Below are 26,149 nucleotides of genomic sequence, written 5' to 3'. Positions count from 1 at the left end.
GCTCCCTCCACGAACACAACACCTCGCCGGCCGACCTCAGAGGACAAGACCGCCTGGGACAGTTCCACCCGCATGCAGGAGAAGCTCACCGGACGCCTTTCCCGCCGCGCCCAGGCCGACTCCGGGATGCCCGCCTCCGACTACACCATGCTGGCCAAACCCACCGAAACCAGCAGCGGAACGATCCGCTCCACGGACCTGACGAACCTGGTGGAGCGGGAGAAGAACCGAATGTCCCACCAAGTCGCGCGGATGACGAAGCGCGGACTGATGACCAAGAAAGACCGCCCCGCCCACGGACGCGGAGCGTTCATCGCCACCACCCCAGCCCGCTACAAGGCAACCGAGGAAGCCACTCCCCCACACGCCGAGCACGCCCGCCGACCATTCATCGACGCCCTCACCTCTGAAGACCTCGGCGCGCTCACCCGGACCTCGAACCGTGTCCTCACACATATAGAAGCAGCCCAACTGACCGATTGAGGTCTGTGCAGAGTGAAGTCCGCAGGTCACGGGTCTGGTGAGGGACGGGCGGGACACTCCGGCTGGTCGCGGGTGGGCGTCCACGATGAAGATCGGCTGACATGCCAGCCCGGAGTTGTTGCCGGGTTCTACCATGCCCGCGTCGGCGAGGCGGTGGCCGCGGAGCGGCGGCGCGTCGCCGCCGGGCTGCAGGGAGCCGTGGCCGAGCGCACCGCGCGGCTCGTCCGCGGCGCCGAGTCGGGGCTCACGGGCCGCGTCGGGCACGCCGCCGCGCTGGCCGAGGTGACGGGCGAGGCGCGGCGGGCGCTGGCGGCGCTGCGCGACCTGCTGGACATGTTCGACGCCGCCGGCGCGAGCGCGCCCGCGGGCCGGTTGGCGGAGGTACGGGGATGAGCGTGCGGGTGCTGGTGGTGGACGACCAGGCGGTGGTACGGGCCGGCTTCGCTGCGGTCATCGGCGCCGAGCCGGACCTGACGGTCGCCGCCGAGGCCGGCGACGGCGCGGAGGCGCTGCGACTGGCCCGTACGACCGCGCCCGACGTGGTGCGCTCATGGACATCCGGATGCGGGGCATGGACGGCCTGGCCGCCGCCCGGGAGCTGACCGCGCTCTCCCCGCCGGGGCGGGTGCTGATCCTGACCACGTTCCGGCGTGACGACTACGTCTTCGAGGCGCTGCGCGCGGGCTACCCGCAGGACCTGGTGGACGCCATCCGCACCGTCGCGGCCGGCGAGGCACTGCTCGCGCCGGCGGTCGTGCGCGGGCTGATCGACGCCTTCGTGTCCGGCGCGGTCGTCCCGCGTGCGGCGCGGGACGACCGGCTGGACGCGCTGACGGAGCGGGAGGCCGAGGTGCTGCGGCAGGTGGCGAAGGGGCTGAGCAACCCGAGATCGCCGCCGTCCTCGGCATCGGCAGGTCGACCGTGAAGACCCATGTGACGGCGGTCCTCGCGAAGCTGGGCCTGCGGGACCGTACGCAGGCCGTCATCTACGCGCACGAGACCGGCCTCACCTGACGACGACGGCCCTACGTCTGCGACTCCGCGAGCAGGCGCAGCGCCATCTCCCTCAGTTCCGGGCTCGCCTCGGCCGCGTCGCCCGAGTCGTACGGGGGCTGCGGGTCGTACTCGACGGCGAGCTGGATGGCGCGCGCCGTCAACTCGTCGGTGAGCAGCGCTGTCAGGTGGACGGACATGTCGATGCCCGCCGAGACGCCCGCGGCGGTGATCACCTTGCCGTCGCGGACGTAGCGTTCGGGCACGTAGGTGACGCCGAAGGTCGCCTCCAGATAGTCCTTCGACGCCCAGTAGGTGGTGGCGCGGGTGCCGAGCAGGCCGGCGGCGCCGAGGACGAGGGAGCCGGTGCACACCGAGGTGGTGAAGCGGGTGCGGCGGTGGGCCCGGCGCAGGAAGTCCAGGATCGCCGGGTTCTCCATGGCGGCGATGGTGCCGCGGTTGCCGGCGCCCGGTACCAGGACCACGTCCAGCTCGCCGGTCTCGGCGAACGACCGGTCGGCGACGACCGCGGTGTGCCCGGTGTCGGTGCGGACGGGGCCGCGGCGCTCGGCGATCATCGTGACGTCGGCGCCGGGCAGCCGGGACAGCACCTCGACCGGGCCCGTCGGGTCGAGCAGGCTGAAGCCGTCGTAGAGCACGACCCCGATCCGCGGGCCGCTCCGCCCTCCCGTGCTCACCTTCGTGCCGGCGTGGGCCGTCCCGGCCGGGAGTCCGGCTGCCAGGCCCGCCGCGGCGAGCGCCATCGCGCCGCCGAGGGCGGCCCTGCGGGTGGTCTTCCTGTCGGTCTCCGTGTGGCTGTTCGTCATGCTCCGGGAGTCTGCCGATCGGGGCGGGGGCGGGCCCGCGGCATGTCCGGCATCCTGCGAATCGTGTCCCCCGTGGCCCCGTAGCGCTCCAGGAACGCCTGCCGCAGCGTCTCGGCGGAGCGGAACCCGCAGCGGCGCGCGATCGCGGCGAGCGTCAGCCCGCTGGAGCGGACGAGGTGGGCGGCGCCCTCGGTACGGGCGGCGCGCACGGCGCGCGCCGGGGTGGTGCCGAGGTGCCGGGCGAACAGCCGGGTGAGGTGGCGGGTGCTGACGCCCGCGCGGGCGGCGAGCGCGCCCGGGCCGAGGTCGTCGGCGAGGTGTCCCGAGACGTACCCGAGGAGGTCGCGGACGAGGCGGTCGCCGCTGGGCGGGGCAGCAAGGAACATGCTGATCTGCGCCTGGTCGGCGGGGCGGTGCAGATACGTCACCAGCTCGCGGGCGACGGCGCGCGCGAGGGTGGGGCCGTGGTCGTCCTCGACGAGCGCGAGCGTCAGGTCCAGCGCGCTGGTCACCCCGGCGGAGGTGTAGACGTGCCCGTCGCGTACGTACAGCGGGGCCGGGTCGACGGCGACGGCCGGGTGGCGGGCGGCGAGTTCGGCGCCGTAGCGCCAGTGGGTGGTCACCCGCCGCTGGTCCACCAGACCCGCGGCGGCCAGTACGAACACCCCGGTGCACACCGCCGCGACCCGGCGGGCGCCGGTGGCGAGCCTGCGTACCTGCTTGACCAACTCCCCGTCCACGGCGGCCCGCTCGTGCCCGATGCCGCCGACGACCATGAGGGTGTCCGGCCGCGCCGGCACCTCGGCGAGGCGCTGCCCGCCGCCGACGCCGATGCCGGCGGAGCTGAGCACGCCGCGTCCGGTGGCGGTGGCGAGCCCGATGGCGTACGGAGGCGCCGCGCCGAAGCGGTTCGCGGCGTCCAGGGCACCGGCGGGGCAGGCGATGTCGAGTATCTGCGCGTCGTCGTACGCGACGAGCACCACCCGGCGTACCGCGTCCGTCACCCGCACCCCGCCTCTCCGGCTCGCGGCGGCACGTGCCGCTCCTGCCTCCGGCCTCCGGCCTCCGGCAGGGTATCCGGCGGCGGCCTAGCCTTGAGGCATGGCCCTGTTCGAGGTGGAGCGTACGGTGCGGGCGCCGGCGGTGGCGGTCTGGGAGCGGCTGACGGACTGGCCGGCCCACGGCGGGCGGGTGCCGCTGACCCGGATCGCCGGCGTGTCCGTGCCCGCGGAGGGCGTCGGGGCGGGGTTCACGGCGCGTACCGGTGTGGGCAGGGTGGGCTTCGACGATCCGATGGAGGTCGTCGAGTGGTCCCCGCCGGGGGCGGGGCGGGCGGTGGGGCGGTGCCGGCTCGTCAAGCGTGGGCGGGTCGTGCTCGGTTGGGCTGAAATCGAGGTGTACGGGCCGGAGGCGGGCGACGGTGCCGCGGGGCCCGTGCGGGTGGTGTGGCGGGAGCAGCTGAGGGTGCGGCGTCTGCCGCGGGCGCTGGATCCGGTGGTGGCGTGGACCGCGCGCAGGGTCTTCGGGCGCGTCCTCGACGGTCTGCTCCGCGACCCCTGACCCGCTACGGGCGTACCGGCAGCCGGGCGGGTGCCGTGGCGCGGTGGTGCAGCAGCAGTGCGGTGACCGCCGTCCAGGCGGCCAGGGCGCAGACGGTGGCGGCGCGGGTGAAGGGGCGCGGGAGGGGGTCGAGGGCGGCGGTGGCGGTGGCGTACATGCCGGCCGGGAAGACGATGCACCACAGCGCCGGCTCGTAGCGCAGCGGCCGGCGGCGGTGGAGGTGGCGCCAGGCGCCCGCGGCGAGGAGTACGGGGAGCAGGGCGGTCGCCCAGAGCCAGAGCGCGGGGAGCAGGACGTGGCCGGGGCCGTGGCGCAACAGGCCGACGCGGTACTGGAGTCGGGCGCCGGCGAGCAGCGAGATGGCGACGGCTCCCATGGTGATCCAGTACGCGGGGCCGAGGCCCGCCGCGCCGGGCGGGTGGTGGCGCAGGCGGTGCGCGACGGCGGCCAGCGTGAGCCCGTACAGGACGAGACCGGCGAGCCAGAGCGCGCACGCGAGCCCGGCCGCGGCCGGGCCGGGCAGGGTGGCGGTGACGGTCAGCGTCAGCGACTGGAGTCCGACGGTCGCCAGGAACCAGGTGCCGTCGGTCCGTGCGAGTGCGGTGCGGCCGTGGCGGCGGAGCATGCGCAGTACGCCGGCGGCGGCGAGCGCCCATCCCGGCGCGGCGACCGCCAGCAGGGCGAGGGCCGCGGGCCGGGCGCCCTCGTCGGCGAGGCGGGTGGCGAGGACGCCGGCCGCCGCGGTGAGGGTGAAGGCGCCGAACGCGCGGGCGGGGTGGGCGAGATCGGCGGCGAGGCGGTCGCGGTGGTGCACGGCCCGCAGCGCCGTCCCGGCGAGCAGGGGTACGAACGCCGCCGCGGCCACCGCCAGCAGGAGCACGGCGGGGCGGTGGGCGCCGGCCGCGTCCAGGGCGCGCGAGACGATGCCGGTGGCCATGACCGGGGCGAAGCAGCCCGGTGCCAGCCCTGCGGTGCGCGCGCGGATCCGGGCCGCCGCCCCGGTCATCGCCGCAGCGCGCGGGCTCGGGCGCGGGCGCGCGGGGCGGGGACGGGCCGCGGCTCCGGCGGCTGGACGGTGCCGCTGCGCGGGGCGCGCGAACGGTAGACGACGTACGGGCGGTTGAGGTACCCCAGCGGCGCGGTGAAGGCGTGCACCAGGCGGCTGAACGGCCAGAGCGCGAAGAGCACCATGCCGAACAGGGTGTGGAGCTGGAAGACCAGCGGCGCGTCGGCCATCGCGCCGGCGTCCGGGTCGAGGGCGAAGAGCGAGCGGAACCACACCGAGACGCCCTCGCGGTAGTCGTAGCGGCCGGCGGGGAGGGTGGTGGCCGTGGCGGTCAGCCCGGCGACGATCACGGTGACGAGGACGGGGTAGACCACGCGGTCGCCGCGGCTGGTGGCGGCGCGTACCGCGGGCCGGGAGACGCGGCGGTAGAGCAGCAGGGCCAGGCCCGCGGTGGCGGCGACGCCGGAAACGCCGCCGAGGAGGAGGGCGTTGGCGTGGTACACGGCCTCGGTGACGTGCACGCGCTCTGTGGCCTCCTCCGGGATCAGCAGCCCGATGGCGTGCCCGGCGACGACGAAGAGCAGCCCGTAGTGGAACAGGGGTCCGCCGATCCGCAGCAGGCGGTGCTCGTGGAGCTGGCTGGAGCGGGTGGTGAAGCCGAAGCGGTCGTAGCGGTAGCGCCAGGCGGTGCCGGCGACCAGCAGGGTGAGGACGAGGTACGGCAGGACGCCCCACAGGGCGGTGTGGACGTGGCTCATCGGGCGGTCTCCTCCGGCCGTACCGGGTGATCGGAAGGACCGGGACCGCTCGGCGCACCCGGCTGACCGGGCAGGCGGGCGGGGAACGGCAGCAGGCCCACGGACTCGGCGGGCGGCCCGCTGCGCGCCAGCCGCAGGGCGGCGGCCCGGTCGGCGGGCGAGGCGCCGGGCAGGGTGCGGCAGACGGCGTCCAGCACGTCGGCGTACGGGCTCCCGTGGTCGGTCAGCGCGAGGCGCAGCAGTTCCAGAGCGGCGCGGTGGTCCTGGAGTGCCTGCCGCCCAGGGGTGGGGCAGCGGGCGGCGAACTCCAGGGCCAGCGGCAGGAAGTCGGGCAGTTCGTCGGCGGGCGGCTGCCAGCCGTGGGCGCGGTAGAGCCGCTGCCAGCGCAGCAGGGAGCCGCCGCGGCGGCGGGTGTCGCCGTCGGTGTAGTACGTCAGGTGCAGGGTGCGGCGGCGGCTGCGGTCGAAGGTGGTGACGTAGCGGTCGGAGAGCGTCAGCACGGGCACGGGGGCGAGGGCGTCGCAGCAGCGGCGGAGCAGACCGGCGGGGCGGCCGGGGGCGCCGGTCAGCGCGGTGCGTACGAGGCGGCGGCGCTCGGGCCAGTCGTCGCCGGGGTGGAGCAGGAGCAGGGAGGCGGCCTGGTGCAGCAGCGCGGGGCGGGCGGCGGCGGTCACGGCTGCTCCTTCGGGCGGGGGAAGAGGCCGTCGGGGCGGCTCCTGCCGTCCCAGTCGAGCAGGTTGACCCGGCCGCGCAGCGGCATCCCGGCGTGCTCGGACTCTTGTGACGCGTGCGGGCCCTGGCGCGGGTCGGGCAGCGGGCGGTGGAAGGCGTCGGCGTCGTACATGCCGGGGCCGCCCTCGCCCTCCAGGCTGCAGCCGGACGGGCCGGGGCCGCCGCCGTCCCGGGTCGTGTAGCCGGTGGGGATGACGTAGCGGTCCTCGTACTTGGCGACGGCCAGCAGCCGGTACATCGCCTCGATGCTTTCGGCGTCCATGCCGACGGCCCCGGCGATGGCCGGGTCCTGCTCCTCGCCGAGGTTGACGCGCCGCATGTGGGAGCGCATCGCAGCCAGCCGGCAGAGCACAGCCTCGACGGGCGCGGTGTCGCCCGCGGTGAACAGTTCGGCGAGGTACGCGGCCGGGATGCGCAGCGCGTCGATGGCGGCGAAGAGCCGGGCGGGGTCCTCGCCGTCGTGGCCGGTGGCGGTCAGCGAGTCCACCACCGGGGAGAGCGGCGGAATGTACCAGACCATCGGCATCGTGCGGTACTCCGGGTGCAGCGGCAGCGCGATCCGGTACGTGCTGATCAGCGCCCGCACCGGGGAGCGGCGGGCGGCGGTGATCCAGTCGTGCGGGATGCCGGAGTCCTCGGCGGCGCGGGCCACTTCGGGGTCGTCGGGGTCGAGGAAGCAGCCGAGCTGGGCCTCGTAGAGGCCCTTCTCGTCCTCGGTCGCGGCGGCCTCGCCGACCTTGTCGGCGTCGTAGAGCATGACGCCGAGGTAGCGCAGCCGGCCGACGCAGGTCTCGGAGCAGACCGTCGGCTGGCCGGCCTCGATGCGCGGGTAGCACAGGGTGCACTTCTCGGCCTTGCCGGTGCGGTGGTTGAAGTAGACCTTCTTGTACGGGCAGCCGGTGACGCACATCCGCCAGCCGCGGCAGCGGTCCTGGTCGACCAGGACGATGCCGTCCTCGATGCGCTTGTACAGCGCCCCCGAGGGGCAGACCGCGACGCACGAGGGGTTCAGGCAGTGCTCGCAGATCCGCGGCAGGTAGAACATGAACGCCTGCTCGTACTCCAGCCGCACCTTCTCGTTCATGCGCTGCAGCACCGGGTCCCCGGCGAGGTGCTCCGGGCCGCCGCCGAGGTCGTCGTCCCAGTTCGGCCCCCAGGTGACGGCGGTGGGGCGGCCGTCGACGAGGGAGCGGGGCGGGGCGGTAGGCACGTCGTCGCCGAGGGGGGCGGTGGTGAGGTTGTCGTAGTCGTACGTCCAGGGCTCGTAGTAGTCGGAAAGCGCGGGCAGTTCGGGGTTGGCGAAGATCCGGGCGAGCCTGCGGGCGCGGCCGCCGCTGCGCGGCACGAGGCGGCCGTTCTTCAGCCGCCAGCCGCCGCGCCAGCGCTCCTGGTCCTGGTAGCCGCGCGGGTAGCCCTGGCCCGGGCGGGTCTCGACGTTGTTGAACCACACGTACTCCGTGCCGCTGCGGTTGGTCCACGTCTGCTTGCAGGTGACGGAGCAGGTGTGGCAGCCGATGCACTTGTCGAGGTTCATGACCATCGCGACCTGTGCCATGACACGCATCAGTAGGTCACCTCCTGGGCGCGGCGGCGGATGACGGTGACCGCGTCGCGCTGGTTGCCGGTGGGCCCGTAGTAGTTGGGGGCGAAGGAGAGCTGGCCGTGGCCGCCGATGAGGTGGGTGGGCTTGATCAGCAGCCGGGTGAGGGCGTTGTGGACGCCGCCGCGGCGGCCGGTGGCCTCGGACTTGGGCACGTTCACGAGGCGTTCCTGCACGTGGTACATGAACACGGTGCCGGGCGGCATGCGGTGGGAGACGACGGCGCGGGCGACGACGACGCCGTTGGCGTTGACCGCCTCGATCCAGTCGTTGTCGGCGGCGCCGATGGCGTCGGCGTCCTGCGGGGCCAGCCAGATGACGGGGCCGCCGCGGGCGAGGGTCTGCATGAGCAGGTTCTCCTGGTACTCGGAGTGGATGGACCACTTCGAGTGCGGGGTGACGTAGCGGACGGTCACCTGGCGCTGTCCGGCGCCGTCGCCGCGGGGCTGCTCGCCGAGCGCGGCGAGGTCCAGCGGCGGGCGGTAGACGGGCAGTTGCTCGCCGAACTCGCGGATCCACTCGTGGTCGAGGTAGAAGTGCTGGCGGCCGGTGAGGGTGTGCCAGGGCTTCTTGTGCTCGGTGTTGACGGTGAACGGGGCGTAGCGCCGGTCGTGCGCTTCCTTGCCGGACCACTCGAAGCTGGTCGAGACCTGCACGGGGCGGGCCTGGGTGTCGGAGAAGACGACGCGCCGCTCGGCGTTGGCGGCGCCCAGCCCGGCGAGCCCGCTGCCGGGCCCGCAGCGCTCGGCGAGGCGGGCGAAGCCCTCGGCGGCGAGGCGGCCGTTGGTGGTGCCGGACAGGGCGAGGATGCCCTCGCAGAACTTGACGTCGGTGTCGAGCAGCGGCCGGCCGCGGGCCGCCCCGGCGGCGGCGGTGCCGCAGCGCTCGGCGAGCCACGCGGCCTCCGGGCCCGCGTGCACGGTCACGCCCTTGACCTGCATGCCGTCCTGTTCCGGCAGCGGGCCGAGGGCGGCGAGCCGGTCGGCGAGCGCGGTGTAGTCGCGGCGGACGAGGGTGTACGCGGGGGTGGTGGGCCCGCCGGCGGGTACCTCGCCGGGGGTGTCGTGCTGCAGCGGGGTGGCGACCAGGTCGTACGCGCTCTCCAGCCGCCCGTGCGCGAGCCTGCTCACCTCGGCGGCGAGGCCGTGGAAGATCTCGAAGTCGGTGCGCGCCTGCCAGGGCGGGCTGATGGCGGGCGAGAAGGCGTGCACGTAGGGGTGCATGTCCGTGCTGGACAGGTCGTGCTTCTCGTACCAGGTGGCGGCGGGCAGCACGAGGTCGGCGAAGAGGGTGGTGGAGGTCATGCGGAAGTCGAGGGCGAGGAGCAGGTCGAGCTTGCCGCGGGGCGCCTCGGCGCGCCAGGTGACGTCGCGCGGGCGGTGCTCGGGCGGGGTCTCGGCGGCGGTGGCGTTGTCGTCGGCGCCCAGGAGGTGGCGCAGGAAGAACTCGTTGCCCTTGGCGGAGGAGCCGATGAGGTTGGCACGCCAGACGGTCAGCACCCGCGGCCAGTTGGCGGGGTCGTCGGGGTCGTCGCAGGCGAACGAGAGCCTGCCGGCGCGCAGTTCCTCCGCGACCCAGGCGGCGGGTTCAGCGCCGGCGTCGTGCGCGCGGCGGCCGAGGTCGAGGGGGTTGGCGGAGAAGGCGGGCGCGGCGGGCATCCAGCCGCGGCGGGCGGACTCGGCGACGAGGTCGGCGGTGTGCCGGCCGGCGAACGTGCCGCGGGCGGTGGGCGAGGACAGCGCGTCGGCGGGGGCGCGGTCGTAGCGCCACTGGCCGGTGTGCAGGTACCAGTACGGGGTGCCGGCCATCTGCCGCGAGGGGCGGACCCAGTCGGCGGCGGTGGCGAGCTGCTGCCAGCCGCCGTACGGGCGGACCTTCTCCTGGCCGACGTAGTGTGCCCAGCCGCCGCCGTTGACGCCCTGGCAGCCCGTGAGCAGGAGCAGGGAGAGGAAGGCGCGGTAGATCGTGTCGGAGTGGAACCAGTGGTTGGTGCCCGCGCCCATCACGATCATGCAGCGGCCGCGGGTCTGCTCGGCGGTACGGGCCCACTCGCGGGCGGCGCGGACGGCGGCGCCGGCGGGCACGGAGGTGATCGCCTCCTGCCAGGCGGGGGTGCAGGGCACGGCGGCGTCGTCGTACGAGGCGGGCCAGCGGCCGTCGAGGCCGGGGCGCCGGACGCCGTAGCGCGCGAGCAACAGGTCGAAGACGGTCGTCACCCGGCGTCCGCCGACCTCGCGGACGGGGACGGCGCGCCGCACGGTGGCGCCCGGCTCGTCGAACCGGCCGAGGACGACGGTGGCGGTGGGGCCCTGCTCCCCGTACAGGGTGAGCTGCGGGTCCGTGTCGCCGAGGTCGAGGTGCCAGCGCCCCTCCCCCGGCTTGGACCAGCGGTCGCCGAGCGTGCCGGGCGGCGCGACGACGCGGCCGGTGGCGGCGTCGAGGAGGACGGGTCGGTGGCGGGCGGCGGGGTCCCCGCCGGCGAGCCCGGCGTCGGCGGCGGTGACGAACCGGCCCGGGGTGTACGCACCGTCGCCGGTCTCCTCCAGCTCGACGAGGAACGGCAGGTCGGTGAACTGCTTGACGTACCCGGTGAAGTAGGGCACCTGCCTGTCGACGAAGCACTCCTTGAGGATCACGTGCCCCATCGCCATGGCCAGCGCACCGTCGGTGCCCGGATGCGGGTGCAGCCACTCGTCGGCGAACTTGGTGGCGTCGGCGTAGTCGGGCGAGACGACGACGACCTTCTGGCCGCGGTAGCGGGCCTCGGCCATCCAGTGGGCGTCGGGGGTGCGGGTGACCGGGACGTTGGAGCCCCAGAGCATCAGGTAGGCGGCGTCCCACCAGTCGCCGGACTCGGGCACGTCGGTCTGGTCGCCGAAGACCTGCGGGGAGGCGATGGGCAGGTCGGCGTACCAGTCGTAGAACGACAGCATGGGGGCGCCGATGAGCGCGTGGAAGCGGGCGCCGACGGCGTGCGAGGCCATCGACATGGCGGGGATCGGGGAGAAGCCGGCGATCCGGTCGGGGCCGTACGCCCGGAGGGTCTGCACGTGCGCCGCGGCGGCGATCTCCAGCGCCTCGTCCCAGCCGATGCGCACCAGGCCGCCCTTGCCGCGGGCGCTCTGGTAGCGGCGCCGCCGCTCGGGATCCCCGGTGATCTCCGCCCAGGCGGCGACCGGGTCGTCGAGGCGGCGTTTGGCGTCGCGGTACATCTGGACGAGAACTCCGCGCGCGTACGGATAACGCACGCGCGTGGGCGAGTACGTGTACCACGAAAATGACGCGCCGCGCGGGCAGCCGCGCGGCTCGTAATCCGGCCGGTCGGGTCCCGTCGACGGATAGTCGGTCGCCTGGGTCTCCCAGGTGATAAGCCCGTCTTTGACATACACCTGCCATGAACAAGAGCCGGTGCAGTTGACGCCGTGGGTCGAGCGGACGACTTTGTCGTGGGCCCAACGGTCGCGGTACGGGGCGTCGTTGACGTCCTGGTCCGCGCGGAAGACGGCGCGGCCGTCCGCCGTCTCCGCCGACCTGCGCAGTAACTGCCCAGCTCGCAGCAGGCGTTCGGCGGCGGCGTCGGCCGCGCGCTCCGCCCTGGCTTTCGTCCGGCTCCGGACCACGTGGCAACCCCTTCCGGGTGACGGGTACGCCGAAAGCGCGGAGGCGGCCGGCGCACCACAACTCCGATCGACCGCAGCGTGCCCCTTTTCCCGGTCCTGCGGGAACCGCATTCCGGCCATTTGGTTGCATCGGGAAACTGTCTTTACCGGGCGTTGGCGGAACGGTGCAATTTCAGCCCTGTCCTGAATTGCGCCTTCCCCGGCGGAATAACGCACACTTTCGGCCAGGAATCCGTTCGCCCGTCCTCTCCGGTCCCGGCGCGCCGTGCGGGCCCGGGCGGCGGCGGCCGCGTTCGGCCCCGGACGCCCGGGCGGCGAGAGGGCCGCCGGGCGGGGCCTTGACGAGAACAAAGTCACAGCCAAGGCCGGCATCGCCTATCCATTAGCCGACCTGGCTAGCATCCGACCATGACTGTCCTGCCCGATGACGGGCTCTCCCTGGCGGCCGAGTTCGCCGACGCGTCGCACGAGGAGTGGCAGCACCTGGTGGCCGGCGTGCTGCGCAAGTCCGGCAAGGAGGTCTCCGGCGCCGAGGCGGAGTCCCTGCTGTCCACCGCGCTCGAGGACGGGCTGCGCACCCCGCCGCTCTACACCGCGCGCGACCGCGCCCCCGACCCGGGCCTGCCCGGCTTCGCGCCCTTCGTCCGCGGCGGGCGGCCCGAGGGGAACGCCGCGGGCGGCTGGGACGTACGCCAGCGGCACGCCGTGCCCGACGCGGGGGCCGTGCTCGGCGACCTGGAGAACGGCGCCACCTCCCTGTGGCTCGCCGTCGGCGACGGCGGCATCCCCGTGGCGGCGCTGGGGGACGTCCTGAGGGACGTCTACCTCGATCTCGCGCCCGTCGTCCTGGACGCCGGCGCGGAGACCGGGCCGGCCGCGCGGGAACTGCTGCGGCTGTACGAGGAGCGCGGCGTCGCCGCCGGCGCCGCCCGGGGCGGCCTGGGCGCCGACCCGCTCGGCCACGAGGCCCGTACCGGACAGCCGGGGGACCCCGAGGCCATGACCGGACTCGCCCGGCTGTGCGCCGACCGCCACCCGGGCCAGCGGGCCGTCACCGTGGACGCCCTGCCGTACCACGAGGCCGGCGGGTCCGCGGCGCAGGAACTGGGCTGCTCGCTGGCCACCGCGGTCGCCTATCTGCGGGAGCTGACCGCGGCCGGGCTGAGCACCGCGCAGGCGTGTGCCCAACTGGAGTTCCGCTACGCGGCCACCGCCGACCAGTTCCTGACGGTCGCCAAGCTGCGGGCGGCGCGCCGGCTGTTCGCGCGGGTCGCGGAGGTCTGCGGGGCGCCCACGGCAGGGGCCCAGCTCCAGCACGCGGTGACTTCGCCGGTGATGGCGACGCGCCGCGACCCGTGGGTGAACATGCTGCGCACCACGGTCGCCACCCTGGCCGCCGGGGTCGGCGGCGCGGACGCGGTGACGGTGCTCCCCTTCGACCACGCGATCGGCCTGCCGGACGCGTTCTCCCGGCGCGTCGCCCGCAACACCTCGGCCGTCCTCGTCGAGGAGTCCCACCTGGCCCGGGTCATCGACCCGGCGGGCGGCTCCTGGTACGTGGAGGGGCTGACCGACGAACTCGCGCACGCCGGCTGGGCGTTCTTCCAGGAGATCGAGCGGGCCGGCGGCCAGGCGGCCGCGCTGCGCTCCGGGATGGTCGGCGAGCGGCTGGCACGGACCTGGGCGGAGCGCGGCAGGAGGCTCGCCACCCGCCGCGAGCCGGTGACCGGGGTCAGCGAGTTCCCCGACCTGGCGGAGAAGCCCGTCGTCCGCGAGCCCGCGCCCGAGCCGCCGTCCGGCGGGCTGCCGCGGGTGCGCAGGGACGAGGCGTTCGAGGCGCTGCGGGCGCGCTCCGACGCGCATCTGGCCGCGACCGGTGCCCGGCCGCGCGTCTTCCTCGCCGCCCTGGGCCCGGCCGCCGTGCACACCCCGCGGCTGACCTTCGCGGCGAACCTGTTCCAGGCCGGCGGCGTCGAGCCCGTCACCGGCGGCACGTTCGCGGACAGCGGGGCGCGCGAGGCGTGCCTGTGCTCCGGCGACGCGGTGTACGCCGAGCAGGGCGCCGACGCCGCGGCGGAGCTGCGGGCCGCGGGGGCGCGGCACGTGTACCTCGCCGGGCGGCCGGGCGCGTACGACGGCGCCGACACCTACGTCCACGCCGACTGCGACGCCGTGGCCGTGCTGACCGACGCACTCGACCGCATGGGAGTGGCCCGATGACCGTCCCCGACTTCTCGGACATCGAGCTGGGCACTCCGGCCCCCGCGACCGGCGCCGACGAGTGGCGCGCCGCGGTCAAGCGCGGCGGCGACGGCGGCGACCTCGGCTGGGAGACGCCCGAGGGCATCGCCGTCCGGCCGCTGTACACCGGGCAGGACCTGGCGGACCTGGACTTCCTGGACACCTACCCGGGCATCGCGCCGTACCTGCGCGGCCCGTACCCGACGATGTACGTCAACCAGCCCTGGACGATCCGGCAGTACGCGGGCTTCTCCACCGCCGAGGAGTCCAACGCCTTCTACCGCCGCAACCTGGCGGCCGGGCAGAAGGGCCTGTCCGTCGCCTTCGACCTGCCCACCCACCGCGGCTACGACAGCGACCACCCGCGGGTGACGGGCGACGTCGGCATGGCGGGGGTGGCGATCGACTCGATCCTCGACATGCGCCAGCTCTTCGACGGCATCCCGCTGGACCGGATGACGGTGTCGATGACGATGAACGGCGCGGTGCTGCCGGTGCTGGCGCTGTACATCGTGGCGGCCGAGGAGCAGGGGGTGCCGCCGGAAAAGCTGGCGGGGACCATCCAGAACGACATCCTCAAGGAGTTCATGGTCCGCAACACCTACATCTACCCGCCGAAGCCGTCGATGCGGATCATCTCCGACATCTTCGCCTTCACCTCGCGGAAGATGCCGCGCTACAACTCGATCTCGATCTCCGGCTACCACATCCAGGAGGCGGGAGCGACGGCCGACCTGGAGCTGGCGTACACCCTCGCCGACGGGGTGGAGTACATCCGGGCGGGCCGGGAAGCGGGCCTGGACGTGGACGCGTTCGCGCCGCGGCTGTCGTTCTTCTGGGCGATCGGCATGAACTTCTTCATGGAGATCGCGAAGCTGCGCGCGGCACGCCTGCTGTGGGCGAAGCTCGTCAAGCGCTTCGATCCGCAGAATCCCAAGTCGCTGTCGCTGCGCACGCACTCGCAGACCTCCGGCTGGTCGCTGACGGCGCAGGACGTCTACAACAACGTGACGCGCACCTGCGTCGAGGCGATGGCGGCCACCCAGGGCCACACGCAGTCGCTGCACACCAACGCCCTGGACGAGGCGCTGGCGCTGCCGACGGACTTCTCCGCCCGGATCGCCCGCAACACGCAGTTGCTGCTCCAGCAGGAGTCCGGCACGACCCGGGTGATCGACCCGTGGGGCGGCAGCGCGTACGTGGAGCGGCTGACGTACGACCTGGCGCGGCGGGCCTGGCAGCACATCGAGGAGGTCGAGCAGGCCGGCGGGATGGCGCAGGCGATCGACGCGGGCATCCCGAAGCTGCGGGTGGAGGAGGCGGCGGCGCGCACCCAGGCCCGTATCGACTCGGGGCGGCAGCCGGTGATCGGCGTGAACAAGTACCGGGTGGCGTCCGACGAGCAGATCGAGGTGCTGAAGGTCGACAACTCCGCGGTGCGGGCGCAGCAGATCGCGAAGCTGGAGCGGCTGCGCGCGGAGCGCGACGAGACCGCGTGCCGGGACGCGCTGGACGACCTGGCGCGGGCGGCCGGCGGCGAGGGCAACCTGCTGGAGCTGGCGGTACGGGCCGCACGCGCCCGGGCGACGGTGGGCGAGATCTCGTACGCCCTGGAGAAGAGCTACGGGCGGCACGCCGGGCAGATCCGTACGATCTCCGGTGTGTACCGGAACGAGGCGGGCGAGTCGCCGTCGGTGGAGCGGACCAGGGCGCGGGTGGGCACGTTCGCGGAGGCCGAGGGCCGGCGGCCGCGCATCCTGGTCGCCAAGATGGGCCAGGACGGGCACGACCGCGGGCAGAAGGTGATCGCCACGGCCTTCGCCGACCTCGGCTTCGACGTGGACGTCGGCCCGCTCTTCCAGACCCCGGCGGAGGTGGCGCGGCAGGCCGTGGAGGCGGACGTGCACATCGTGGGGGTGTCGTCGCTGGCGGCCGGGCACCTGACGCTCGTACCCGCGCTGCGCGAGGCGCTGGCGGCGGAGGGACGCGAGGACATCATGGTCGTGGTGGGCGGGGTGATCCCGCCGCAGGACGCGGCGACGCTGCTGGAGATGGGCGCGACGGCGGTGTTCCCGCCGGGCACGGTGATCCCGGACGCCGCGTACGACCTGGTGACGCAGTTGGCCGCCGGCCTCGGGCACGACGCCGCGTGAGCGGGTGAACCCGTGGCCATCGATCTCGACACGTACGTCAAGGGCGTCCTCGACGGCAAGCGCGCGCTCGTCGCCCGCGCGATCACGCTGGTGGAGTCCACCCGGCCGCAGCACCGGGCGCTGGCGCAGGAGTTGCTGACCGAGCTGCTGCCGCACAGCGGGAAGGCCCGGCGCATCGGGGTCAGCGGGGTGCCGGGGGTGGGCAAGTCGACGTTCGTCGACGCCTTCGGCAGCATGCTGACGGGGCTGGGCCACCGGGTGGCGGTGCTGGCCGTCGACCCGTCGTCCAGCCGCACCGGCGGCTCGATCCTGGGCGACAAGACCCGCATGGAGCGGCTGGCCGTGGATCCGGCGGCGTTCGTGCGCCCCTCCCCCACCGCGGGCACGCTCGGCGGGGTCGCGAAGGCGACGCGCGAGTCGATCGTGGTGATGGAGGCCGCCGGCTACGACGTGGTGCTGGTCGAGACCGTCGGCGTCGGCCAGTCCGAGACCTCCGTCGCGAACATGGTCGACTCCTTCCTGCTGCTGACACTGGCCAGGACCGGGGACCAGTTGCAGGGCATCAAGAAGGGCGTGCTGGAGCTGGCGGACGTCATCGCCGTCAACAAGGCGGACGGGCCGCACGAGCGCGACGCCCGGGCGGCGGCGCGTGAACTGGCGGGCGCGCTGCGGCTGATGCACGGCAAGGGCGCGTTCTGGACGCCGCCGGTGCTGCACTGCAGTGCGCGCGAGGCGACGGGGCTCGACACGGTCTGGGACCGGCTGGAGCGCCACCGCGAACTGCTGGAGGGCACCGGGCGGCTGGCCGGCCGGCGGCGCGATCAGCAGGTGGACTGGACGTGGACGATGGTGCGCGACGAGCTGCTGGGCCGGCTGCGTGCCGACCCGGCGGTCGGCGCGCTGGCGCCGGAGCTGGAACGGCAGGTCAGGGACGGCGAGTTGACGGCGACGCGGGCGGCGGAGCGGATCCTGGACGCGTTCGGCGGCTGAACGGCCGCGATGGCGGCGGTACGGTGCGGCCGGTGGCCGGACGTGACCGAGCACGGTGTCAGCTCACCGGCTGCCCGGTGCGCGAGCCGATCGGCGGGGCCCGGTGTGGTCGCGGGCGCCGCGGAGGGGATCCGGAGGTCATGGCCGCCGCCATGCTCCCGCCGGCCGGGGCGGGCGGGAAACGGGACGACGGGCCCGGCGGACTTCCCGCGTCACACCCGCCGGGGGCGCGCCCGCGGGAAGCTCCGCGGGGCGGGTCAGACCGCCACGCCCTTCGATTTCAGTAACTCGACCGTGCCGGTGACGTTTCCGGCCTCCTGGACTTCCTCGTGGGAGACTTCCGTGTCGAATCGCCGACTCAGTTCCACGGCGACTTCCACGAGTACCAGCGAGTCGAACTCCATGATGTCGAAGGGCGTTTCCGCCGTGCTTCCCTCGGGTGCCCCGAATTCGGTGGTGAGCAGATCCAGAAGTTCTTCCGCGGATTGCCGCGTCGACGACGTCACAGGTTCTCTCCTTTTCCGTATATTCTTGCTTCCCTGCTTTTCCTACGTGTGCGGGGGGCCGCGGCTCCGTGGTCATACCGCGGTGATTCCTGGCCAGGTGAGCGCGACCGATCCCCACGTAAGTCCGCCGCCGAAGGCGGCGAGGACGACACGGTCCCCTTCCTTCAGTTCGCCGGCCGTGACGGCGTCCGTCAGGGCGAGTGGGATGGAGGCGGCGGAGGTGTTTCCCACGCGGTCGATATTGACGACGAGCCGGTCCGCGGGGAAATCCAGCCTGCGCGCCAGGGAGGTGAGGATCCGTATGTTCGCCTGGTGGCCGACGAGCCGGTCCACCTCGCCCGCCTCCCAGCCGGCGCGCCCCAGCAGCGCCGTCACGGAGCCCGCCATCCTGGCGACCGCGTGCGCGAAGACCTTCTCGCCCTGCATCGTCAGACGGTGGGCCCCGGGGTCGCGTACGGGCGCGGCGGCGGCCTCCCTCGAACCGCCGCCGGGCACGTACGCGAGGTCGAAGCCTGAGCCGTCGGAGCCGAGGTCGGTGGCGAGCAGCACCCCCGCCGCGGCGGCGTCCGGCTCGGCGGCGAGCACGGCCGCGCCGGCGCCGTCGCCGAAGATCACCGCCGTCGTGCGGTCGTCCTTGTCCAGCAGGCTCGACATCGTCTCCGCGCCGATCACCAGCACCCGCCGCGCCTGCCCCGCGGCGATCTGCCCCGCCGCGGCCGCCAGCGCGTAGAGGAAGCCGGAGCACGCGGCGCCCATGTCGTACGCCGCCACCGGGCCGAGGCCCAGCCGGGCCGCGACCTGCGGCGCCGTGGCCGGGCACGGGTGGTCGGGAGTGGTGGTGGCGAGGACCAGGGCGTCGACCGCGCCCGGCTCGGCCGCCAGGCCCGCGGACTTCAGCGCGCGTTCGCCCGCCTCGACCGCGAGGTCGCCGGTGGCCTGGCCCGGGGTGGCCCAGCGGCGGGTGCGGATGCCGGTTCTGGTGGTGATCCACTCGTCGGAGGTGTCGAGGGTGCGGCTGAGGTCGTCGTTGGTCACCTGCCGGGGCGGCAGGTGTGCGCCCAGCCCGATGAGCGCGGCGTGCTGCGTCATGTGTGGTTCCCCTTCGGACGGCGCGGCGCGGTATGCCGGCGCGCGGACTGCGTGCTGCGGGGTCAGGGCAGCAGGTGCGCGACGTTGCAGGCGAGACGCATGCCGGCGGAGGTGCTGCTCAGCCGGCCGACGCGCCAGGTGCCGCGCTCGGTCGTCAGCTTCACGGGGCGGCGGAGCGCCACCCGCAGCCGGCCGTCGTCGTGCACCGTCCCGCCGCCGGCGACGGCCGTGTCGTCGAGGGCGATCGAGGTGGTGCGCATCCAGAGCGTGTGGGAGGCGGCCCGCTCGATGCCGTCGTAGCGGTAGAGGAGCACCTGCCCGAGCTGGAGCGCGGTGACGAACAGGTCGATCATCGTGGGTCTGAGTTCGGCTCCGCCGGGTCCGGTGCCGGCGGTGACGGACATGTCGGCGCTCATGGCCTCGTCGCCCTCGGCGACGACGCCGGTGACGAACTGGCTGCGCTCGAAGTGGGACGCGCCGAAGGGGGCGTCGTTCCAGGGACCCGGCCGCATCTCGGCCGTCGCGTACGTCCCTTCCGCCACGCCCGTCCGGTCGCCCGCGGGGTGCTCCACCTCCACCCGCACGGCCATCGCGCCGACCCGGCAGTCCGCGGTCGTACGCCGCAGCCCGGGCTCGGACCCGGTGGTCACGGCGTCCTCGGTGGCGCCGACCGGGAAGTGGCCGAGGCCGTCCTCGACGGGCTCGTTGCCCGCCTTGACGGACAGCGAGCGGACCGCGAACGGCGCCTCGGCGGGCAGGTCGCGGGTGTGGGCGACGAGCAGGCCGGCCAGCCACGCCCCGTAGACCATGGCGTCGATCGTGGACAGGTGCGGGCGCTGCCGGACGGTGCCCTTCCGCGACCAGGTGCCGTCGATGCGCAAGCCCGCGGTCGCGTCGATACGGGCCCGCCCGCCGTCACCCGCGGGCCGGACGGCGATGTCGGTGAGGACGTTGGTGACGCGTTTGAATCCCTCACCGAGGAATCGCTCGCGCCGGTCCCCCAGAATATCGTCCACGGAGCCTGCATACAGCTCCTGTGCTGTTTGCGCGATGAATTGCATGATCGGGCTCTCCCCCGTGCAGACGCGTTTTTCGGTGACCTCCGGCCCGTATCGACGTGGGGGTGCATCGGCACCGCCGCGCCGATCGCGATTCAGGCTGAGAAAACGTTATCGATGGCAGTTCACCATAGTCGGCACCGCGTGGGGGAACCCGTCGTGCCCGCGCTTTAGAGCAATATCTTGCTACCGCCGCCCACCCGCTTTCCCGCCGTACCCGAGTAGTACGGTGAACCGGTCCGAGTACGACCCAGACCCGGCATTCCGGCCGGTTCGTCCGAACCGCCCGGCACCGACAGAACCGAGGACTTCACCGCCATGAAGATCGCCATATCCGGCACCTACTCCGCCGGTAAGACGTCGACCGTGATGGCACTTTCGCACTACACGGGGATTCCGCGAACTCTCGCGCGCACGATCCGGGAGATCATGCCCGAGACGCTGCCGGGCAAGAAGCTGGCGGACGTGACGCCGGCGGAGTTCCTCCAGCTCGTGATGCGCCGGCACACCGGCCGCGCCGTGGCCGAGGCGCAGCTCGGCGACCGCTTCATCTCCGACGGGTCGTCGCTGCAGGAGTGGCTCTACGGCGAGGGCCGCATCCGGTACGGCATGAACCCGAACGCCAGCGCCGGCGACCCGTCGTTCCGCCCGGTCGAGGCCACCCCCGAGATGCGCTTCTTCGCGGAGGTCGTGGAGCAGTACGGCCGGGCGATGCGGCAGCACGTGAAGGCGACGTTCGACGCGTACGTGCACCTGCGCAACGAACTGCCCGTGGCCGCCGACGGCCACCGCCCGATGAACGACAGGTTCCGCGCGACGGTGGACGGGATGCTGCTGGAGACGCTCGACGAGCTGGAGATCCCTTACCACATCGTCAGCGGCACCATGCCCGAGCGGCTGGAGACCATCGCCGGCATCTTCGGCTGGGAGCCGGTGATGGCCGTCGAGGAGGCTGTCGAGCTGGCCCGGCGGGACTACGCGGGGCAGGACTTCCGCTGGGAGACCGAGCGTGTCCCGGCCGCGGGCTGAGACCGTACGCACCGGCCGCGGGCCACGCCGCGCGGGCACCGGAGTCACGCCTGCCCGGCCGGAGCCCGGCGCGCGCGCAGCGCCATCTCGCCGCACCACGCCAGCAGGTTGACCGCCGCGAAGGCGGCGCCGGTCAGCACCACGGCGTCCCAGCCGCCGGCCGCGTACGCCGCCGCCGACGCGCTGGAACCGGCGATGGCGCCGCTGAAGTAGGCCACCATGTACGCGGTGGTGATGCGGCTGCGCGCCTCGGGGCGCTGCCGGAAGTTGACCGCGAGGTTGACGACCTGCATGCCCTGCACGCCGAGGTCGAGCACGACGACCCCGAGCAGCAGCGCCCACAGCCAGGTGCCGCCGTCCAGGCCCATCAGGCCCCAGCTCGCCAGGATCACCGTGAACAGGACCCCGGTGACCGCGTTGTCCCGGCCCCGGTCGACCTGCGGCCCGGTGATCCGCGCCGCGTAGGCGCCGACGACGCCGGCGAGGCCGAACAGGCCGATGACGCCGGCTCCGTAGGAGTACGGCGGGTCGTCGAGCAGGAACGCGATCGAGGTCCACAGCGCGTTGAAGCCGGCGAAGGACATGAACCCGTACAGGCAGCGAAGCCGCAGCACCGGCTCTTCGCGGATGATCGTGAAGATGGAGCGCAGCAGCTTCCCGTACGGCATCTGCGCGGCCGGCGGCGCGTCGGGCAGCGCCCGCCTGAGCACCAGCGCGAGCGCGACCATCAGCGCGGCGGCCACCGCGAACACGGTGCGCCAGCCGCCCAGTTCGGCGATGAGCCCGCCGCCGGTGCGGGCCAGCAGCACACCCATGAGCACGCCGCTCATCACCGAGCCGGTGACCCGGCCGCGCTCCTGCGGGGCGGCGAGCCCCGCGGCGAACGGCACCAGGATCGGCGCGACGACGGCGGTCAGCGACATCACCGCGGAGGCGGCGATGAGCATGGAGACGGAGAACGCCGCCGCGGACAGCGCCTGCATCGCGGCGACGACCAGGAGCAGATTCACCACCAGGCGCTTCTTGTTGACGATGTCGCCCAGCGGCAGCAGCAGCGCGAGCCCGGCGGCGTAGCCGACGGTGCTGGCGATCACGATCAGCGACGCGGTGTCGCTGCTGACGTCGAAGGTGTCCGCGATGGCGGTCAGCAGCGGCTGGCAGTAGTAGATGTTGGCGACGGCGAAGCCCGCGGCGACCGCGAAGAGCGTGACCATCGCCTTGGAAAGGCCCGGTGCGCCGGGGCCGGGGGCGGGGTCCGGCGACGTGCTGCGCGGCGGCGCCACGCCGTCGGATGACTGTGCCGAACTCACGCTTGTTTGCCTCCCGTTGACGAATCCGGCGCTGACGTGCCACCGGAACCCGCACTACGCTAGGAAGCGCCGTACGAACCATGCGGTACCTACGGACCAGGGGGAGTTCGTCGTGCGTTTCGACCGGCCAGGGGATGTGTTCCTCGCCGACTGCCCGGCCCGGCTGACGCTTGAGGTGATCTCGGACAAGTGGAGCATGGTGACGCTGTACGCGCTCGGCTCCCGGCCGTGGCGCCACGGTGAACTGCGCGAACTCATCGGCGGCGTCAGCTCCAAGGTGCTGACGCAGACGCTGCGGCGGCTGGAGCGGTACGGGATGGTGCGCCGGCACGAGTACGCCGAGGTGCCCCGCCGGGTGGAGTACGAGCTGACGGAGCTGGGGCGCACCCTGCTGCCCGCGATCGCGGCGCTGACCACCTGGGCGGAGCAGCACGGCGCGGCGGTGATCGAGGCGCTCGACGGCCACGGCGCCCTCGACGGGGCCGGCGGTCCCGAGCCGGCCCGCAGGTCCGACGAAGCGCCGGCCCGCGCCTCCGCCTCCGCGTAGCCCGGCCCCCTGCCGAGCAGCCGGGCTTCTCCCCCGCCGCCCCGGTCGCGGCGGGGCGCCGTCTGCCGCCGTTCGCTGCACGACTCTTGAGCTGTCCGGCCCGTCGATCTAGGATTTTCGAAGAGTGCGATTGAAACGATTCAATCGAGAACGATTGGGCCGGACACGCCATCCTCAACCAAGGGACGTGCGATGAGCCACGAGCGCGAGACGAACAACGGAAGTGCATGGAACCGGCGGGCCTTTCTGCGCACCTCCGCCGCCGCCGGCGCGACAGCCGGCGTCGTCGGCCTCGGCCAGGGCGCCGTCCCCGCCGCCGCGGCCGGCCGGGGCGGCGGGGACGGCGGCGAGGAGGGGCTGCGCGTCGAGCGCACCACCGTCGAGTACGCGCCCTCCCTCCTCGGCACCGACGTCGCCGCACCCCGGCTGAGCTGGGAGCTGTCCGCGCCGGGCAGCGGCGCGCGGCAGAGCGCGTACCAGGTCCGGGTGGCGCCGGACCCCGAGGGCGACGGTCCCCTGGTGTGGGACTCCGGGCGGGTCGCCTCGGCGCGGACCGTCGGCGTCGCCTACGGCGGTCCCGCGCTGAAGACCCGTACCCGCTACCACTGGCAGGTGCGGGTCTGGGACGGCCGGGACCGGCCGTCCGCCTGGAGCAGATGGAGCTGGTGGGAGACCGCGCTGGCGGACGGCGACTGGCTCGGCCACTGGATCGGCGCCGACGCCGCGCCCGCGCCGCCCGGCTTCGCCGGGGCGTCGTGGATCTGGGCGCCCGGCGCCACCCCGCAGAACGCCCCCGCGGGACCGGTCTGGTTCCGCGCCGCGCTCGAACTGCCCGCCGGTGCCGAGGTCTCGGCGGCGCGGATCGTGGCCACCGCCGACGACGACTTCACCCTCTTCCTCGACGGCACCCAGGTGCTGCACGCCCCGCAGCAGACCGACGGCTGGCGCGCCGGCCGGCAGGCCGACGTCACCGACGCGGTCCGCGCCGCTGACGGCCGGGTGGTCGTCGCCGTACGGGCCACCAACCGCGGCGGCGCCTCGGTCAACCCGGGCGGTCTGCTCGTACGCCTCATGGTGCACCGCGGCGACGACGTCACCGAGCTGGTCACCGGGCCAGGCTGGCGGTGCGCCGGAGAGGAGCAGGACGGCTGGCAGGAGCCCGGCTTCGACGACGGCGCGTGGGCGGCGGCGACGGTGCTCGCGCCGTACGGCCAGGGCCCCTGGGGCAGCGGCGCGGCGGTGCCCGCCGAGGTGCGGCCCGCGCCGCTGCTGCGCCGCGAGTTCACCGTCGGCCGGCCGGTGCGGCGCGCCCGGCTGTACCTCAGCGGACTCGCCTACTACGACGCCGAGATCAACGGCCGCCGCGTCGGCCGCCAGGTCCTCGACCCGGGCTTCACCGACTACGACGAGACCGTGCTGTACGCCGTCCACGACGTCACCGACCTCGTCACGCCCGGCGCCAACGCCATCGGCGTCACCCTGGGCCGCGGGTTCTTCGGCATGACGACGCCCAACGTCTGGAACTGGCACCAGCCGCCGTGGCACGGCGAGCCCCGCCTGCTCGCCCAGTTGGAGATCGAGCACCCGGGCGGCGCCCGTACCACGGTGGCCACCGACGGCAGTTGGCGCATCACCGAGGGCCCCACCCGCTCCGACTGCCTCTACGCCGGCGAGACCTACGACGCCCGCAAACACCCGGCGGGCTGGACCCGGCCTGGCTTCGACGACACCGCCTGGGCGCGCCCCGCCCGCCAGGACCCGCCCAAGGGGGCGCTGCGCGCCCAGCCCCACGACGCGATCCGGGTCATCGACACCGTCCGGCCGGCCGCCGTCACCGCCCACGGCGACACCTGGATCGTCGACATGGGCCGCACCCTGGCCGGCTGGTCGCGGCTGTCGGTACGGGCTCCTGCGGGCACCGTCGTGCGGCTCGTGCACGGCGAGAAGCTGAAGGCCGACGGCAGCGTGCACGCCGAGACCGGACATGTGCCGGGCCGCTTCCAGACCGACGAGTACGTCTGCGCGGGCGGCGGGTCCGCGGAGGTGTGGGAGCCCAAGTTCTCGTACAAGGGCTTCCGTTACGTGCAGATCAGCGGGCTGCCCGCCAAGCCGGAGCCCGGCGACGTCCTCGCCCGGGTGGTGCACACGCCGGTCGACGACACCGGCACGTTCGGCTGCTCGGAGCCCTTCTACGAGCAGTTGGAGCGCGCCATGCGCCGCACCGTGCAGAACAACCTGCACGGCATCCCCACCGACACCCCGATGTACGAGAAGAACGGCTGGACCGGCGACGCGCAGGTGGGCGCGCCCGTGATGATGTACGCGCTGGGCATGCACCGGATGCTCGGCAAATGGCTGGACGACATCCGCGACAGCCAGAACGCGGCGGGCCAGTTGCCGGTGATCGTGCCCAGCGGCGGCTGGGGCTACGGCGACCTCGGCCCCTCGCCGGAGTGGACGACGGTCTACCCGTTCCTGATCCGGGAGATGTACCGCGTGTACGGCGACGAGCGCGTCGTACGCGACCATCTGCCTGCGCTGACACGGTACTTGGACTGGGAGCTGGACCGGCTGGTGGACGGCCTGGCGGTCACCGCGCTCGGCGACTACCTGCCGCCGGGCTACGGCGGCAACCCGCCCGAGGACACCCGGCTGACCGCCACCTCGTATCTGCACCGGGCGCTCACCGACACCGCGGCGATGGCGGACCTGGCGGGCGAGTCCGGTATCCGGGACCGCTACCTGGCCGCCGCCGACGGCCTCAAGGAGGCGCTGAACGCGGCGTTCCTGGCGCCGGAGGGCCATTACCGCACGGCGAAGGACCCGGGCTACCGGCAGACGAACAACTGCATTCCGCTGGCCTTCGGCCTGGTGCCGGCCGGGGCGCGGGCGAGCGTCACCGCGTCGCTGCTCGCCGACATCGAGAAGCGCGGCAACCACCTCAACACCGGCGCGCTGGGCACCAGCGTGCTGCTGCGCGCACTGACCGCCGAGGGCCACGCCGACGTCGCGCACGCCATCGCGACGCAGCGCACGTACCCCAGTTGGGGCTACTGGTTCGACAACGGCGCCGACACCATGTGGGAGATGTGGCAGGTCGACTCGCGCTCGCGGGACCACTACTTCCAGGGCACGGTGGTGCAGTGGCTGTACGAGAACGTGGCCGGGCTGCGGCCGGGCGATGCCGGCTACCGCACGTTCGCCGTACGCCCGGACGCGCGCACCGGGGTCGACTGGGCGCGTACGGAGCTGCACACGGTGCGCGGTCCGGCGGCCGTGTCGTGGTCGCGGATCGACCGGACGGTGCGGCTGGCGGTGCGGGTCCCGGTGGGGTCGACGGCGGAGGTGCACGTGCCGAGCGGGTCGCGCGCGGACGTACGGGAGCCGGAGGGCGCGGAGTTCGTACGGACCGAGCCCGGCTTCGCGGTGTACCGGGTGCCGCACGGCTCGTGGACGTTCACCGGGAAGCCGTGAGCGCGGTGGCGCCCGCGGCGTGAGCGCGATTGAAACCATTCAGTAGGGTCGGGGCGGCGGCATGCGACGGACCGCCGCCCCGGCAACACCCGCCCCCGCGGGGGTCGTTGACACCTCAGGTGCGGCTCCTTACCGTGTCAGGCGATTACAACGATGTAATAGCGCGCGCAGCT

The 26,149-nt window shown here is 73.9% G+C and carries 20 protein-coding genes and 1 pseudogene; 10 read left to right on the top strand and 11 right to left on the bottom strand.

All coding sequences use genetic code 11. From position 1 onward, the window contains the following. Positions 1–72 precede the first annotated feature (72 nt). The 3 genes and pseudogenes from OG946_RS35790 to OG946_RS35780 all read left to right on the top strand — a co-directional run bounded on the left by OG946_RS35790 (position 73) and on the right by OG946_RS35780 (position 1,497). Positions 73–483 (top strand): MarR family transcriptional regulator, encoded by a 411-nt coding sequence (locus tag OG946_RS35790; protein WP_326800089.1) that lies wholly within the window; start codon positions 73–75, stop codon positions 481–483. 198 nt (positions 484–681) lie between these two features. Then, on the top strand, positions 682–876 hold the full coding sequence (locus tag OG946_RS35785; protein ID WP_326800088.1) for a hypothetical protein: 195 nt from the start codon (positions 682–684) through the stop codon (positions 874–876). Further along, positions 873–1,497 (top strand): annotated as a pseudogene (locus OG946_RS35780) (response regulator). Before OG946_RS35785 ends, OG946_RS35780 begins: the two are co-directional and overlap by 4 nt. Before the next feature lie 11 nt (positions 1,498–1,508). Here OG946_RS35780 and OG946_RS35775 read toward each other — a convergent pair. Further along, entirely contained in the window at positions 1,509–2,303 is a 795-nt protein-coding gene (locus tag OG946_RS35775) for a DJ-1/PfpI family protein (protein ID WP_326800087.1), read from the bottom strand. Further along, a complete protein-coding gene (locus tag OG946_RS35770) occupies positions 2,300–3,286 on the bottom strand; it encodes a GlxA family transcriptional regulator (RefSeq protein ID WP_442814662.1) in 987 nt (328 codons plus the stop codon). Before OG946_RS35770 ends, OG946_RS35775 begins: the two co-directional genes overlap by 4 nt. A 118-nt stretch (positions 3,287–3,404) precedes the next feature. Here OG946_RS35770 and OG946_RS35765 point away from each other — a divergent pair, with 118 nt between their 5' ends. Beyond that, the gene (locus tag OG946_RS35765) at positions 3,405–3,863 is read left to right on the top strand and encodes an SRPBCC family protein (protein ID WP_326800085.1); all 459 of its coding nucleotides are present in this window, start codon (positions 3,405–3,407) and stop codon (positions 3,861–3,863) included. A gap of 4 nt (positions 3,864–3,867) precedes the next feature. Here the strand turns inward: OG946_RS35765 and OG946_RS35760 are convergent, their stop codons facing one another. From OG946_RS35760 to OG946_RS35740, 5 genes are read right to left on the bottom strand one after another with little or no spacing between them, the layout of a single operon-like run. Then, positions 3,868–4,869 carry a tellurite resistance/C4-dicarboxylate transporter family protein gene (locus tag OG946_RS35760; RefSeq protein ID WP_326800084.1) on the bottom strand — a complete coding sequence of 334 codons (1,002 nt, stop codon included), beginning with the start codon at positions 4,867–4,869 and terminating at the stop codon, positions 3,868–3,870. Next, positions 4,866–5,627 carry a respiratory nitrate reductase subunit gamma gene (gene narI, locus OG946_RS35755; protein WP_326800083.1) on the bottom strand — a complete coding sequence of 254 codons (762 nt, stop codon included), beginning with the start codon at positions 5,625–5,627 and terminating at the stop codon, positions 4,866–4,868. The genes OG946_RS35760 and narI overlap by 4 nt, the downstream gene beginning before the upstream one ends. Further along, positions 5,624–6,301 (bottom strand): nitrate reductase molybdenum cofactor assembly chaperone, encoded by a 678-nt coding sequence (gene narJ, locus OG946_RS35750; RefSeq protein ID WP_326800082.1) that lies wholly within the window; start codon positions 6,299–6,301, stop codon positions 5,624–5,626. Before narJ ends, narI begins: the two co-directional genes overlap by 4 nt. Next, a complete protein-coding gene (gene narH / locus OG946_RS35745; RefSeq protein WP_326800081.1) occupies positions 6,298–7,923 on the bottom strand; it encodes a nitrate reductase subunit beta in 1,626 nt (541 codons plus the stop codon). Before narH ends, narJ begins: the two co-directional genes overlap by 4 nt. Further along, positions 7,923–11,579 carry a nitrate reductase subunit alpha gene (locus tag OG946_RS35740; protein WP_326800080.1) on the bottom strand — a complete coding sequence of 1,219 codons (3,657 nt, stop codon included), beginning with the start codon at positions 11,577–11,579 and terminating at the stop codon, positions 7,923–7,925. Before OG946_RS35740 ends, narH begins: the two co-directional genes overlap by 1 nt. A gap of 408 nt (positions 11,580–11,987) precedes the next feature. Here OG946_RS35740 and OG946_RS35735 point away from each other — a divergent pair, with 408 nt between their 5' ends. Genes OG946_RS35735 through meaB form a run of 3 tightly spaced genes read left to right on the top strand, consistent with a single transcriptional unit; the run spans position 11,988 to position 16,963 of the window. Continuing rightward, positions 11,988–13,799, top strand: a complete 1,812-nt coding sequence (locus OG946_RS35735; RefSeq protein WP_326800079.1) for a methylmalonyl-CoA mutase family protein — start codon at positions 11,988–11,990, stop codon at positions 13,797–13,799. Then, complete coding sequence (scpA, locus tag OG946_RS35730; protein ID WP_326800078.1) at positions 13,796–15,973, top strand: methylmalonyl-CoA mutase; 2,178 nt, start codon at positions 13,796–13,798, stop codon at positions 15,971–15,973. Before OG946_RS35735 ends, scpA begins: the two co-directional genes overlap by 4 nt. Positions 15,974–15,985: 12 nt before the next feature. Next, a complete protein-coding gene (meaB, locus tag OG946_RS35725; protein ID WP_326800077.1) occupies positions 15,986–16,963 on the top strand; it encodes a methylmalonyl Co-A mutase-associated GTPase MeaB in 978 nt (325 codons plus the stop codon). 257 nt (positions 16,964–17,220) lie between these two features. On the opposite strand, the gene OG946_RS35720 is transcribed toward meaB, so the two are convergent. The 3 genes from OG946_RS35720 to OG946_RS35710 form a co-directional block, all read right to left on the bottom strand. Beyond that, on the bottom strand, positions 17,221–17,469 hold the full coding sequence (locus OG946_RS35720) for an acyl carrier protein (protein WP_101419940.1): 249 nt from the start codon (positions 17,467–17,469) through the stop codon (positions 17,221–17,223). A 72-nt stretch (positions 17,470–17,541) separates the two neighbouring features. Then, on the bottom strand, positions 17,542–18,558 hold the full coding sequence (locus OG946_RS35715) for a beta-ketoacyl-ACP synthase III (RefSeq protein WP_326800076.1): 1,017 nt from the start codon (positions 18,556–18,558) through the stop codon (positions 17,542–17,544). A 62-nt stretch (positions 18,559–18,620) separates the two neighbouring features. Beyond that, positions 18,621–19,574 carry an AvrD family protein gene (locus OG946_RS35710; RefSeq protein WP_326800075.1) on the bottom strand — a complete coding sequence of 318 codons (954 nt, stop codon included), beginning with the start codon at positions 19,572–19,574 and terminating at the stop codon, positions 18,621–18,623. Positions 19,575–19,934: 360 nt separating this feature from the next. Between OG946_RS35710 and OG946_RS35705 the strand changes: the two genes are divergently transcribed. Further along, positions 19,935–20,645 (top strand): AAA family ATPase, encoded by a 711-nt coding sequence (locus OG946_RS35705; RefSeq protein ID WP_326800074.1) that lies wholly within the window; start codon positions 19,935–19,937, stop codon positions 20,643–20,645. Between the two features lie 44 nt (positions 20,646–20,689). On the opposite strand, the gene OG946_RS35700 is transcribed toward OG946_RS35705, so the two are convergent. Beyond that, complete coding sequence (locus OG946_RS35700; protein ID WP_326800073.1) at positions 20,690–21,955, bottom strand: MFS transporter; 1,266 nt, start codon at positions 21,953–21,955, stop codon at positions 20,690–20,692. Positions 21,956–22,067: 112 nt separating this feature from the next. On the opposite strand from OG946_RS35700, the gene OG946_RS35695 reads away from it, so the two are divergent. Beyond that, the gene (locus OG946_RS35695; protein WP_326800072.1) at positions 22,068–22,502 is read left to right on the top strand and encodes a winged helix-turn-helix transcriptional regulator; all 435 of its coding nucleotides are present in this window, start codon (positions 22,068–22,070) and stop codon (positions 22,500–22,502) included. Positions 22,503–22,694: 192 nt separating this feature from the next. Beyond that, positions 22,695–25,976: a family 78 glycoside hydrolase catalytic domain gene (locus OG946_RS35690; protein WP_326800071.1), complete on the top strand. Its 3,282-nt coding sequence runs from the start codon at positions 22,695–22,697 to the stop codon at positions 25,974–25,976. The last annotated feature ends 173 nt before the right edge of the window (positions 25,977–26,149 follow it).

The sequence above is a fragment of the Streptomyces sp. NBC_01808 genome (assembly GCF_035917395.1).
Lineage (GTDB): Bacteria > Actinomycetota > Actinomycetes > Streptomycetales > Streptomycetaceae > Streptomyces.
The sequence above is the reverse complement of the archived record's forward strand: the minus strand, read 5'-3'. Positions and strand labels throughout refer to the sequence as shown.

What these genes read in the sequence shown, in the direction of transcription:
- scpA (WP_326800078.1), top strand. Translation starts at nt 13,796, where the DNA reads ATGACCGTCCCCGACTTCTCGGACATCGAGCTGGGCACTCCGGCCCCC.
- OG946_RS35765 (WP_326800085.1), top strand. Translation starts at nt 3,405, where the DNA reads ATGGCCCTGTTCGAGGTGGAGCGTACGGTGCGGGCGCCGGCGGTGGCG.
- OG946_RS35735 (WP_326800079.1), top strand. Translation starts at nt 11,988, where the DNA reads ATGACTGTCCTGCCCGATGACGGGCTCTCCCTGGCGGCCGAGTTCGCC.
- OG946_RS35790 (WP_326800089.1), top strand. Translation starts at nt 73, where the DNA reads ATGCAGGAGAAGCTCACCGGACGCCTTTCCCGCCGCGCCCAGGCCGAC.
- OG946_RS35775 (WP_326800087.1), bottom strand. Translation starts at nt 2,303, where the DNA reads ATGACGAACAGCCACACGGAGACCGACAGGAAGACCACCCGCAGGGCC.
- OG946_RS35760 (WP_326800084.1), bottom strand. Translation starts at nt 4,869, where the DNA reads ATGACCGGGGCGGCGGCCCGGATCCGCGCGCGCACCGCAGGGCTGGCA.
- narI (WP_326800083.1), bottom strand. Translation starts at nt 5,627, where the DNA reads ATGAGCCACGTCCACACCGCCCTGTGGGGCGTCCTGCCGTACCTCGTC.
- narH (WP_326800081.1), bottom strand. Translation starts at nt 7,923, where the DNA reads ATGCGTGTCATGGCACAGGTCGCGATGGTCATGAACCTCGACAAGTGC.
- OG946_RS35690 (WP_326800071.1), top strand. Translation starts at nt 22,695, where the DNA reads ATGAGCCACGAGCGCGAGACGAACAACGGAAGTGCATGGAACCGGCGG.
- OG946_RS35705 (WP_326800074.1), top strand. Translation starts at nt 19,935, where the DNA reads ATGAAGATCGCCATATCCGGCACCTACTCCGCCGGTAAGACGTCGACC.
- OG946_RS35715 (WP_326800076.1), bottom strand. Translation starts at nt 18,558, where the DNA reads ATGACGCAGCACGCCGCGCTCATCGGGCTGGGCGCACACCTGCCGCCC.